Below are 12,761 nucleotides of genomic sequence, written 5' to 3' on the forward strand. Positions count from 1 at the left end.
GAGGGGTATAACATGAAATTATGGCATCCGACATCAGAAAATATTTGGCAAGGACGGAATGATCTCGCAGAAGCAACCAATGCACTACGGGTATTCCAGACAATAAAACAACCCACCCATTTTTCTCCGGAACAATTTCCGAACCATATTGCATTGTTGGGATTTGAATGTGATGAAGGGGTAAAACTCAACCAAGGGCGACCGGGAGCTAAATTAGGGCCTGAATATCTGCGCCAGTCATTGGCAAATATGGCAAGTCATGATGGACACGAATGGCTGGTGGATTTGGGTAATATCCGGGCTAATAGTGGACAATTAAGTGAAGCCCAGAGTGCTCTGAGTGATGCTGTCTATGAGTGTCAGAATCAGAAAATGCGGACGTTAATTTTTGGCGGCGGACATGAAACGGCATTTGCTCATGGCATGGGTATTTATCGTGCGTTTCCAACTCAACGGGTAGGGATTATTAACTTTGATGCGCATCTGGATCTGCGGAATGCGTCACAGCCCACATCGGGAACCCCGTTTCGTCAGCTTGCTGATTATTGTCATCAGCAACAACGTCCATTTAATTACACTTGTGTAGGTGCCAGTCTGGCCTCGAATACGCAGGCTCTATTAGACGAAGCTAATCACCTTGATGTCACAATTATTTGGGATACTCAATGTATTGATTCCATGTTGGATAAAGTACAGCAACAAATACAAGATATTATTAATCAGGTTGAAATCATTTACATGACTATTGATTTGGATGTGTTGCCAATCTGGCAAATGCCATCAGTATCGGCTCCGGCTGCGTTGGGCGTTCCGTTAGAGCGCTTATTATCATTGATTCAACCCATTTGTCAGAGTAAGAAATTACAGTCTATTGATTTAGTTGAGCTTAATCCGTTGTATGATATTCAGGATATGGGCGGTAAAGCAGCGGCTCGTCTTGCATGGCAATTAGTGCATTGGTGGGATGGTTAATTCGTGAAATAGATAATTTGTGAAATAAATAGGAGTGAGAAGGAATTTATTGTGACCATTGATTTATCAGATAAAGCGGCTAAGCCTGTGCCTCTGTATGCAAAAGTTAAACAAGCAATTGTTGAAAAAATCTATACAGGAGAGTGGAAGCCACATGACAGGGTTCCTTCAGAATCTGAATTAGTTAAACAATTTAACTGTAGTCGCATGACAGCAAACAGGGCATTACGGGAGCTGACAGCAGAAGGATTTCTGTTCCGTTTGCAAGGGGTGGGTTCATTTGTTGCAGAGCCTAAAGGACAATCTGCCTTGTTTGAAATACACAGTATTGCTGATGAGATTGAGGCCCGATCCCACCGGCACAGTTGCAAGGTGCTGAAATTTGCAGAAGTGACGGCTAATATGACTCAGGCCGCAGAGTTGGCAATCGAGATTGGCGCACTTATTTATCATTCAATTATTGTTCATTATGAAAACGATATTCCTGTGCAAATTGAAGATCGTTATGTCAATGCGTTGGCGGTGCCAGAGTATCTGCGGCAGGATTTCAGTCAGCAAACTACTCATGATTATTTATCGATAGTGGCTCCTCTTACGGAAGGAGAGCACATTGTAGAAGCGGTTGCAGGTGATGCCCGCTCTTGCCGTTTGCTGCAAATAGAGGAAAACACGCCTTGTTTGTTGATCAGCCGACGAACCTGGTCGAAAGAGCATATTGTTTCCAGCGCTAAGTTATTATTTCCTGGTAACCGTTATAAACTGAAAGGGTGTTTTAGTTCGTGATTCGGAGCTTATGATTTGGTTAAGACATCTCCTCTTTGCTTTAGGCATAGAGGAGAGAAGAAAAAGTATGTTGTGACAACAATGTAAATAATATGTGATATAAAACACAAAACCAGCAAAAATACGCTTCTGCCAGCCTGAAAATAAATCATTATCATCTTATTGATCTTCCTAACAAAAGAAAACACACAAAATTATTGACTTTATCTTCGTCACATTTTTGCCTATTGAATATACATGTATATACAACTATACAATTAATAAATTTTCATAAAGGTGAAAAAGGAAAAAACCGTGACAACGCAAAATAATAAATTCAGTAACGCGGTCATTCGTGCTCCCAGAGGAACGCAACTCATAGCCAAAAGTTGGCTGACGGAAGCACCGCTCCGTATGTTGATGAATAATCTTGACCCTGACGTAGCAGAAAATCCCCATGAGCTGGTCGTTTATGGTGGAATTGGTCGTGCAGCCAGAAATTGGCAATGTTATGAAAAAATCGTTGAGACTCTGAAAAATCTGGAGAATAACGAAACATTACTGGTGCAATCAGGTAAGCCTGTCGGGGTTTTCAAAACTCATGAGAATGCGCCCCGTGTATTGATTGCAAATTCAAATTTGGTTCCACATTGGGCAACGTGGGAACACTTTAATGAACTGGATGCCAAAGGGTTAGCAATGTATGGCCAGATGACTGCCGGTAGTTGGATATACATCGGTAGTCAAGGAATTGTACAAGGCACTTATGAGACATTTGTTGAAGCCGGACGCCAGCATTATAACGGTGATCTGACAGGTCGCTGGGTATTGACTGCTGGTTTAGGTGGCATGGGAGGGGCACAACCTCTGGCAGCGACGTTGGCGGGGGCTTCATCACTCAATATTGAATGTCAGCAAAGCCGTATTGATTTTCGTCTGCGTACTAAATATGTGGATGAACAAGCAACTGATCTGGATGACGCACTGGCACGTATTAAGCGCTACACCGAGGAAGGTAAAGCGGTATCGATAGCATTGTGCTGTAACGCAGCAGAAATTTTGCCGGAGTTAGTTCGCCGCAATGTTCGTCCTGATATGGTAACAGATCAAACCAGCGCCCATGATCCATTACATGGTTATCTGCCAGCGGGTTGGACATGGGATGAATATTGTCGCCGTGCTGAAACAGAGCCAGAAGTGGTGATTCAGGCTGCGAAAGCTTCAATGGCAATACATGTTGAAGCGATGCTGGCTTTCCAGAAACAGGGTATTCCTACTTTTGATTACGGCAATAATATCCGGCAAATGGCAAAAGAAATGGGTGTTGAACATGCCTTTGATTTCCCCGGTTTTGTGCCTGCTTATATTCGTCCGCTCTTTTGCCGCGGGATTGGGCCTTTCCGTTGGGCTGCTCTTTCCGGTGATCCTGAAGATATTTACAAAACCGATGCCAAAGTCAAAGAGCTGCTGCCAGATGACACCCATTTACATCGTTGGCTGGATATGGCACGGGAACGTATCAGCTTCCAGGGCTTGCCTGCACGTATTTGTTGGGTTGGTCTGGGAGATCGGGCCAAATTAGGTTTGGCATTTAATGAAATGGTACGCAGTGGCGAACTTTCGGCACCAATCGTGATTGGGCGTGATCATCTCGATTCCGGTTCAGTGGCAAGTCCCAATCGTGAAACGGAATCAATGAAAGATGGTTCTGATGCTGTTTCTGACTGGCCATTACTCAATGCGCTATTAAATACAGCCAGTGGTGCAACATGGGTATCTCTGCATCATGGTGGTGGTGTGGGCATGGGATTTTCTCAACACTCAGGCATGGTGATTGTTTGTGATGGTTCGGATCAAGCAGCAGAACGTATTGCCCGGGTACTGCACAATGATCCGGCGACGGGGGTTATGCGTCATGCTGATGCGGGTTATGAACTGGCGGTTCAATGTGCAAAAGAGCAGGGATTGAACTTACCCATGCTGAATACACAAGCAGTAGAAAGTTCATCAATAGACACAAAAACAGCAGAAACGAAATAAGGAGCGTTATTGATATGAAACATATTATTATTCATCCGGGAAAAATGACGCTTGAAGAGTTACGCCATGTTTATCAGCATCCCGTACAAATAACTTTGGATACACAATGCTTCCCGGCTATTGAGAGCAGTGTTGAATGTGTTAACTGTATTATCAGCGAAAACAGAACCGCTTACGGAATTAATACGGGTTTCGGCTTGCTGGCAAATACCCGAATTGCAGAGCAGGATTTAGAAGAGTTGCAGCGCTCTATCGTAATGTCACATGCAGCAGGTGTTGGTGAGCCTTTATCGGATGAGATCGTTCGGCTGATTATGGTCTTGAAAATCAACAGCCTGGCTCGTGGTTATTCTGGTATTCGTTTGGAAGTTATTCAGGCACTGGTAACATTGGTAAATGCCGAAGTTTACCCTTGCATTCCAAGTAAAGGCTCGGTCGGAGCTTCTGGTGATTTGGCTCCACTGGCGCATATGAGTCTGTTATTGTTGGGAGAGGGCAAAGCCCGTTATCGTGGTGAATGGTTGCCGGCAAAAGAAGCCTTGGCAAAAGCCGGACTGAAGCCAATTCAACTGGTGGCAAAAGAGGGGCTGGCACTACTTAACGGTACACAAACCTCAACTGCATTTGCCTTGAAAGGGCTTTTTGCGGCGGAAGAGTTATTTGCATCTGCCATTGTTTGTGGTGCCCTGTCTGTTGAAGCGGCATTGGGGTCCCGCAAGCCATTTGATGCGCGTATTCATGAAGTGCGTGGGCAGCAAGGGCAAATTGATGTTGCAGCTTTATACCGTTTCGTACTGGAAGAACAAAGTGACATTTCTGCCTTCCACGAAAACTGCACGAAAGTGCAGGATACTTATTCGTTACGCTGTCAGCCACAGGTAATGGGAGCTTGTCTGACCCAAATTCGCCATGCTGCTGATGTCATTATGGTTGAGGCTAATGCTGTTTCTGACAATCCACTGGTCTTTACTGAACAGGATGAAGTGATTTCTGGTGGTAATTTCCATGCAGAGCCTGTCGCAATGGCATCGGATAATCTGGCTATCGCATTGGCGGAAATCGGCGCGTTGTCAGAACGCAGGATTGCTCTGCTGATGGATAGTAATATGTCTCAGTTACCCCCGTTTCTGGTCAAAAACAGCGGAGTTAATTCCGGTTTTATGATTGCTCAGGTGACCGCGGCTGCTCTGGCAAGTGAAAATAAAGCACTGGCACATCCTTCCAGTGTTGATAGCTTGCCGACCTCAGCGAATCAGGAAGATCATGTATCAATGGCACCGGCAGCAGGCCGTCGTTTGTGGGAAATGGCGGATAACGTCAGGGGAATTCTGGCGATTGAGTGGTTGACGGCTTGTCAGGGGATGGATTTTCGTGAAGGCTTAACGAGTAGCCCGATTCTGGAAAAAGCCCGCCATATTCTGCGTGAGAAAGTAACATATTACGATAAAGATCGTTTTTTCTCACCAGACATTGAAATGGCTATTCAATTGTTGGCAGAGCAACGACTTTCTGCACTGCTGCCGTCTGGTACGATCCTGTCGAATGGTAGTGTCCTGAAAAACCACATAAATTAAATTGTTCTTAGGCCGGTTTCCCGGCCTTCTCGTTGTATTTATCTTTCACATTTAATAATAAAAGAAATAAGGATAAATCATGCAAAACATCTCACAACTCAAGCGTGGGTTAAGTGTTCGTCATATTCGGTTTATGGCACTGGGGTCAGCAATTGGTACTGGGCTTTTTTATGGTTCTGCGGGAGCCATTCAAGCAGCAGGGCCTGCGGTATTGTTGGCATACGCTATTGGTGGTGTGGCAGTTTTTATGGTTATGCGTGCATTGGGGGAAATGGCTGTCCATAACCCTGTGCCGGGTTCTTTCTCCCATTATGCTAATCACTATCTGGGGCCACTGGCGGGTTTTCTGACCGGATGGACTTATGTATTTGAAATGTTGGTTGTCTGTCTGGCGGATGTCACCGCATTTGGCCTCTATATGAAACTTTGGTTTCCCCATGTTGACCAATGGATTTGGGTTCTCGGTATCGTTTTTTTCATCGGGGCGATAAATCTGTGTAACGTCAAAGTGTTTGGTGAAATGGAGTTTTGGCTTTCCATCATTAAAGTCGCAGCGATTGTTGCCATGATTATCGGTGGTTTCGCGATTATGATGTATGGGTTTGGTCAGGAAGCGGGCCATGTTACCGGGTTGTCAAACCTGTGGGAACATGGTGGTTTTATGCCGAATGGCATTGCAGGAGTGATTGCTTCATTTACAGTTGTGATGTTTGCATTTGGCGGTATTGAAGTTATCGGTATTACCGCCAGTGAAGCGAAAAATCCGGCACAATCCATTCCACGGGCAATTAATGCGGTGCCGCTGCGTATTTTGCTGTTTTATATTCTGACTTTGTTCGTGCTGATGTGTATTTATCCGTGGAATCAAGTTGGTCAGAATGGCAGTCCGTTTGTCCAGATTTTCTCCAGTCTGGGGATTAATTCCGCAGCTAATATCCTGAATATCGTCGTTATTACAGCCGCCATTTCAGCGATTAACAGTGATATTTTTGGTGCAGGGAGAATGATGTATGGCATGGCGCAGGAAAAACAGGCTCCCGCTTCTTTCACCAAACTGACGCAACATGGAGTACCGTGGATCACTGTATTGGCAATGTCAGTCATTTTGCTAATCGGTGTCGTTTTGAACTATCTGTTGCCTGAACAAATCTTTGTTATTATTGCTTCCATTGCAACATTTGCCACAGTGTGGGTATGGCTGATGATTTTGTTGTCACATTATATGATGCGCCGGAAAATGCCGGCGGAAGAGGCTAAACAGCTTAAATTTCCGGTTCCGTTGTGGCCAATAGCTCCAGCCCTGACAATTGCATTTATGGCATTTATCATCATGGTACTGGGCTATTTCCCCAATACACGTGTCGCACTGTTTGTTGGAATCGTGTGGATTGTGCTACTGACTGTCAGCTATTTTTTATGGGTAAAAAAATCGGGTAAGAAAACTGCCTGATAAATAAAATGGATAACGTCAATAAAAACCATCCTGTTAATGCAGGGTGGTTTTTATGTTTTTGTTACTCTGACATGAGCCTCTGAGCTTAAAATAATTCGCGCATTCAGATTGCTGATTTGTGGCATGGATCATGGCAAACTAATGCACTAATGACATTTTTGTGGTTTAGAGGTACTCGTGGATAAGATTTTTGTAGATGAAGCCGTCACAGAGCTGCATACCATTCAGGATATGCTGCGCTGGACAACCAGTCATTTCTGTGCAGCCAACATCTATTATGGTCATGGAACGGATAACCCGTGGGATGAGGCTTTGCAATTGGTTCTTCCAACACTGTATCTGCCTCTGGATATCCCAGAAAATATGATGACAGCCCGCCTGACAACCACAGAGCGCCATCGTATTGCCGAACGTGTTCTGCGTCGTATCAACGAGCGTATTCCGGTTGCTTATTTGACTAACCGGGCGTGGTTCTGTGGGCATGAATTTTATGTTGATGAGCGTGTTTTGGTGCCACGTTCGCCAATTGGTGAGTTGATTAACAATCAGTTTGCCGGGTTGATCCCACAGGAGCCATTGACCATTCTTGATTTGTGCACAGGAAGTGGCTGTATTGCAATTGCTTGTGCTCATGCCTTCCCTGAAGCGGAAGTTGATGCGGTTGATATTTCTGTTGATGCTTTGGCCGTTACTGAGCTCAATATTGAAAATCATGGACTTTTGCACCGTGTCATACCGATTCAGTCAGATTTATTCCGTGATATGCCTCCGATGAAATACGATCTGATTGTGACCAATCCGCCTTATGTGGATGAGGAAGATATGGGCGATCTGCCGGATGAATTCCACCGTGAGCCAGAGTTGGGGCTGGCAGCAGGAAGTGATGGATTGGATCTGGCGCGTCGTATTCTCGCCATAGCACCAGATTTCCTCACAGAAAAAGGGGTATTGATATGTGAAGTGGGTAACAGTATGGTTCATTTGATCGAACAATATCCTGATGTGCCATTCACATGGCTGGAGTTCGAGCATGGTGGAGATGGTGTTTTTATGCTGACACGCAAACAATTAACCGAATATCACGAATATTTCCGTCTATTTAAAGACTAATATTTTGTCATTGTGCTGATGGTTAAAGCGTTTTTTCATCAATTTAATTTAAATAAAGTTGATGAAATCAATTAGGCTTTAACCATGGGTTAGGTTATTGTTAGTCAATATCACATCATTAACATATATCTTTAACGCATAAAAAATAATGGCAGGATAGGAATGGCAGGAAACAGTATTGGTCAGTTTTTCCGTATCACAACATTTGGTGAATCTCACGGGGTTGCATTGGGGTGTATTGTTGATGGTGTTCCGCCTGGCATTGCCATTACAGAAGCCGATTTGCAAATCGATTTGGACAGACGTCGTCCGGGAACCTCCCGCTACACTACACAGCGCCGTGAACCTGATCAGGTACGAATTCTTTCTGGCGTTTTTGAAGGTGTGACAACAGGAACCAGTATTGGCTTATTAATTGAAAATACCGATCAACGTTCACAAGATTACAGTGCGATTAAAGACGTCTTTCGCCCCGGTCATGCAGATTATACCTATGAGCAAAAATATGGATTGCGTGATTATCGTGGTGGCGGCCGTTCATCTGCCCGTGAAACTGCGATGCGTGTTGCCGCTGGTGCGATTGCAAAAAAATACTTGTTTGAAAAGCATGCTATCCGTATCCGTGCCTGTTTGACCCAGATGGGAGATGTTCATTGTGAATTGAAAGATTGGGATCTCGTTGAGCAGAACCCGTTTTTCTGCCCTGATGAAAGTAAACTAACCCAACTCGATGAGTTATTGCGTGCTCTGAAAAAAGAGGGGGATTCTATTGGTGCTAAGGTGACGGTGGTTGCTGAGAATGTGCCAGCAGGATTGGGAGAGCCGGTTTTTGATCGTTTGGATGCAGATATCGCTCATGCTCTGATGAGCATTAATGCCGTGAAAGGGGTTGAAATTGGTGATGGTTTCGGCGTCGTTAACTTACGTGGCAGTGAAAATCGGGATGAAATCACTTCACAAGGTTTTACCAGTAACCATGCTGGCGGTATTCTGGGGGGGATCAGCAGCAGTCAGCCAATTATTGCCCACATTGCTCTGAAACCGACATCGAGCATTATGGTATCGGGTAAGACCATTAATCGTCAGGGCGAAGAGGTAGAAATGGTGACTCGCGGTCGACACGACCCTTGTGTTGGCATTCGGGCGGTTCCTATTGCAGAGGCCATGATGGCAATTGTACTGATGGATCATCTGCTGCGTCAAAGAGCTCAGTGTGCAGATGTAACATCTTCACTTCCGCGCTGGTAAATTGGTAACAGTTTTTCCGGGCTATATTTTCCGGGGTATAAGCATCTAATAATGCCAAAAGATATCCTGACGAACGGGTAAGTAATTTTCTGGTGAAATAAATAATGGAATGGTCATTACTGGGTTCGGAAGTTTATGGTTTTCTCTTTTTAGTTGCTCTGGTTGCAGGTTTTATCGATTCTATAGCAGGTGGAGGCGGATTATTGACGATTCCTGCTCTATTATCAGCAGGTGTTTCTCCCGTTCAGGCATTAGCGACAGGAAAACTTCAGTCCGTAGGTGGTTCGTTATCTGCCAGCCTGTATTTTATCCGTCGTGGTATAGTTAACCTGCGTTCTCAGCGATTTTCCATTGCTATGACTGTGCTAGGCGGCATGTCGGGGGCATTGCTGGTTCAGTTTGTATCACCAGATTTATTGCGTTATGCCCTGCCTATATTAGTGATGATTATCGGCCTTTACTTTCTGCTTGTACCTAATATTGGTGCAGAAGATCGGCAACATCGTTTGGGGCCGATTGCCTTTGGTTGTCTTGCGGGAGGCGGGATAGGTTTTTATGATGGTGTATTCGGGCCGGGAACCGGTTCTTTTCTGGCACTCTCTTACGTAACGCTCTGTGGTTACAATCTGGCGAAGGCAACAGCACATGCAAAAGTGTTAAACTGCGCAGCCAATCTCGGTGCATTAGGCTTCTTTATTCTTGGCGGGCAGGTTCTATGGCTGCTGGGTTTTTGTCATGCTGGCCGGTCAGATGATTGGTGCCCGTTTAGGCGCTGGTTTGGTATTGAGCAGGGGGCAAAAGTTGATCCGTCCAATGCTGGTGACTATCTCTTTTCTAATGAGTATCAAACTCCTCCATGATCAACATGGTGACACCATCCGTTCCTGGCTGGCATTTTATTTTTGATTTTAGGATATTAATTTTAGGATATTGTATTAATACATGGCTGGATATCACTATCAACAACTGATTGAAATTTTTGATAATTGCTTTAGCGATGACTATAACACCCGTTTGATAAAAGGTGATAATGAGCCGGTTTATCTGCCTGCAGATGAAGAAGTGGATTATAACCGGGTTGTGTTTGCCCATGGTTTTTACGCCAGTGGATTGCACGAAATTTCGCATTGGTGTATTGCGGGTAAAGAGCGTCGTAAATTGGTTGATTTTGGTTACTGGTATTGCCCTGACGGTCGTGATGCTCAGACTCAAGCGGAATTTGAGAAAGTCGAAGTTAAACCACAAGCATTAGAATGGTTATTTTGTGTAGCTGCTGGTTTTCCTTTCAACATCAGTTGCGATAATTTGGACGGCGATTTTGAGCCGGATCGTTTTGCTTTTCAGCGGAAAGTGCATGCGCAAGTCATAGCATATCTTGAAAACGGAATACCCACACGTGCAGCACACTTTATCCATGCGCTGCAATCGTTTTACAATACGCCCCCATTAAAAGCAGAACATTTCCCTTGCCCGGAAGATCCTTTTGCTAACTAATATTGATTTTTTGAGGAAAAACAATGCTCGCAGAGTTTGAAACACGCATTTTGGCATATATAGATGATATGGTTGAATATGCCAGTGATGACGAATTATTTGCTGGTGGATACCTCCGCGGGCATCTGACGCTGGCTGTTGCTGAATTGGAACAAGAAGGCGCTCATACTATAGAACAGCTTCACCAGCGTGTAGAAGAAAGTGTCCATAAAGCGATTAAGGTGGGAGAATTGACGCCACCAGATCAAGTTTTAGTTTTAACGACTTGGCAAAAACTATTGGCAAAACTACTGGATAGTGTGAAAGTGTGAGCTATTGACACTAAAATTATTTCTTGAGGGCTGTTTTGCAGCCCTTATTTTTTCTATGCAGATAAAGTAAATCTCAATGTTCGGTTACATAAAAATCCGCAATGGCTCGCAATAACTGTAATAAACTGAGAAGTATAAATCTTTATTGATCGTTTTATAGTGTATATAGATTAAGATAATGTGGTTAGCAGAATTACTTAGAGGGTTTTTAAATCAGACTTTGTGTGATGCCATTCTTTTTGAGGAGATTAAAATAATCATGTTATTAGTAGAACGCGTGATGATTAAAAAAATGAATAATGGTAAAGTTTAGGTCACTGTTTAGTAGATAATCAGGTGTTCTTTTAGTTGTATGTCTAATAACTTCTGGATTACCTTCAATGAAGGGGAAATATAGATTTTCTATCAGATTAATCGGAGAGGGAATTTAATCGTATGCAATGCGGTTAAATAATAGAAAATAAATACATAATTCATAATAAACAGGATGAGTTATCTGTGAAAGTTCAGAGTTGAAAAGGATATTTCAGGAGATAATGCCATGGGATTGGGAAGTTACTCTGTGCGAAGTGGATATGGGTTTTATACTGGTGATAAGATGTTTTTGTTACCTGAATCGATAAGTTTTAGTGCTTCGGGATGGAGGAGGAGACAAAATATGAACCCACAATTGGAAAAAAGATTTGACAATCTGGAATCAGATTTTTCTCTATTAAAGATGGATGTTTCTCAGTTAAAAATAGATGTTTCATTGTTGAAAGCAGATGTTTCATTGTTAAAAGAAGATGTCTCACTGTTAAAAACAGATGTCTCACAACTAAAAATAGATATGGAAGTTATAAAATCCAATTATGCGACAAAAGCTGATATTGAATCAGTAAAGGTACTTATTCATAATGAAATAACATCTGTAAATAAAGAAATGTCATCTGTACATAAGGAAGTATCAGATAAAATAGCGGCTCAGACCAAGTGGATGGTAACAATGATGTTTGGTTTTTCTGGTATTATTATTGCTGCAATGAAATTTATGCTTTGAATAGCTTTGCGAATCAATAAACTGACGTATTTTTAATTCTTATTTATTAGTGGAATATTTATTTTAATATTATTAATATGACCATCAAATAAATAAGTTGTCGGGATAAGTCATGTTTACTATCCGTCAAACACAAACATCCGATGTAAGTCAATTACCTGCAATTGAATATTCTGCTGCGCAGTTGTTTCGTTTTATACCTGATTTGGCCTGGATTGCTGATGGTCACGTACAAACGGAACAACAACATTTGGAATATATTGCTCAGGATAATAGCTGGGTAGCTTTGGCAGATAAAGAACTTCCGATAGGCTTTATGCTGGCTAAACCTTTGGGTGATGGACTGCATATCTTTGAACTGTCTGTGCATGGAGATTGGCAGAGAAAGGGAATAGGTAAGGCATTAATAGAAAAAGTTATTCAGGTTGCCAAACAGCGTAAATTACAGTCTGTGACTTTAACGACTTTCCGTCATGTCAGTTGGAATGCTCCCTTTTATCAAAGAATGGGATTTTCCATTTTAGACCTTCAGCAGATGAGTGAAGCATTGAAACAGATTTTACAAGATGAAATTAAATATGGGTTTTCAGCAGTTCAGCGTTGTGCAATGAAACGCTCAGTGATTGCATGAGAAAGTTACAATTGAGTTTTATACCGAATGGATTTCAAGATGCAACTTGAAAGACGACGGGTATAATCGTTTCAATTAATGCGAATTCAGTAGCATCAGACATGATTTTGTTAATGTCTGATGCAAA

Annotated in this window: 11 protein-coding genes and 1 pseudogene; all 12 read left to right on the forward strand. The window is 43.0% G+C overall.

Features of this window, described 5'->3' with window-relative positions; genetic code table 11:
- Positions 1–12: 12 nt before the first annotated feature.
- The 12 genes and pseudogenes from hutG (at position 13) to BDD26_RS12085 (ending at position 12,634) form a co-directional block, all read left to right on the forward strand.
- Positions 13–972: a formimidoylglutamase gene (gene hutG / locus BDD26_RS12030; protein WP_115826655.1), complete on the forward strand. Its 960-nt coding sequence runs from the start codon at positions 13–15 to the stop codon at positions 970–972.
- 51 nt (positions 973–1,023) lie between these two features.
- Entirely contained in the window at positions 1,024–1,755 is a 732-nt protein-coding gene (gene hutC, locus BDD26_RS12035) for a histidine utilization transcriptional repressor HutC (RefSeq protein ID WP_425330424.1), read from the forward strand.
- A 294-nt stretch (positions 1,756–2,049) separates the two neighbouring features.
- Positions 2,050–3,774: a urocanate hydratase gene (gene hutU / locus BDD26_RS12040; protein ID WP_038266904.1), complete on the forward strand. Its 1,725-nt coding sequence runs from the start codon at positions 2,050–2,052 to the stop codon at positions 3,772–3,774.
- Between the two features lie 14 nt (positions 3,775–3,788).
- The gene (gene hutH, locus BDD26_RS12045) at positions 3,789–5,348 is read left to right on the forward strand and encodes a histidine ammonia-lyase (RefSeq protein WP_115826657.1); all 1,560 of its coding nucleotides are present in this window, start codon (positions 3,789–3,791) and stop codon (positions 5,346–5,348) included.
- A 79-nt stretch (positions 5,349–5,427) separates the two neighbouring features.
- Entirely contained in the window at positions 5,428–6,798 is a 1,371-nt protein-coding gene (locus BDD26_RS12050) for an amino acid permease (RefSeq protein ID WP_115826658.1), read from the forward strand.
- A gap of 180 nt (positions 6,799–6,978) precedes the next feature.
- Positions 6,979–7,911 (forward strand): 50S ribosomal protein L3 N(5)-glutamine methyltransferase, encoded by a 933-nt coding sequence (gene prmB, locus BDD26_RS12055; protein ID WP_115826659.1) that lies wholly within the window; start codon positions 6,979–6,981, stop codon positions 7,909–7,911.
- Between the two features lie 162 nt (positions 7,912–8,073).
- Complete coding sequence (gene aroC / locus BDD26_RS12060; protein WP_115826660.1) at positions 8,074–9,159, forward strand: chorismate synthase; 1,086 nt, start codon at positions 8,074–8,076, stop codon at positions 9,157–9,159.
- Positions 9,160–9,263: 104 nt separating this feature from the next.
- Positions 9,264–10,065, forward strand: a pseudogene (locus BDD26_RS12065) (sulfite exporter TauE/SafE family protein).
- A gap of 36 nt (positions 10,066–10,101) precedes the next feature.
- Positions 10,102–10,653 carry an elongation factor P hydroxylase gene (locus BDD26_RS12070; protein ID WP_038266918.1) on the forward strand — a complete coding sequence of 184 codons (552 nt, stop codon included), beginning with the start codon at positions 10,102–10,104 and terminating at the stop codon, positions 10,651–10,653.
- A gap of 23 nt (positions 10,654–10,676) precedes the next feature.
- Positions 10,677–10,964 (forward strand): YfcL family protein, encoded by a 288-nt coding sequence (locus tag BDD26_RS12075; RefSeq protein ID WP_038266921.1) that lies wholly within the window; start codon positions 10,677–10,679, stop codon positions 10,962–10,964.
- Between the two features lie 541 nt (positions 10,965–11,505).
- Positions 11,506–12,003: a hypothetical protein gene (locus tag BDD26_RS12080; protein ID WP_147299016.1), complete on the forward strand. Its 498-nt coding sequence runs from the start codon at positions 11,506–11,508 to the stop codon at positions 12,001–12,003.
- A gap of 112 nt (positions 12,004–12,115) precedes the next feature.
- Positions 12,116–12,634, forward strand: coding sequence for a GNAT family N-acetyltransferase (locus BDD26_RS12085; RefSeq protein WP_115826662.1), 519 nt, complete (start codon positions 12,116–12,118; stop codon positions 12,632–12,634).
- The last annotated feature ends 127 nt before the right edge of the window (positions 12,635–12,761 follow it).

The sequence above is a fragment of the Xenorhabdus cabanillasii genome (assembly GCF_003386665.1).
GTDB classification, from domain to species: Bacteria; Pseudomonadota; Gammaproteobacteria; order Enterobacterales; family Enterobacteriaceae; genus Xenorhabdus; species Xenorhabdus cabanillasii.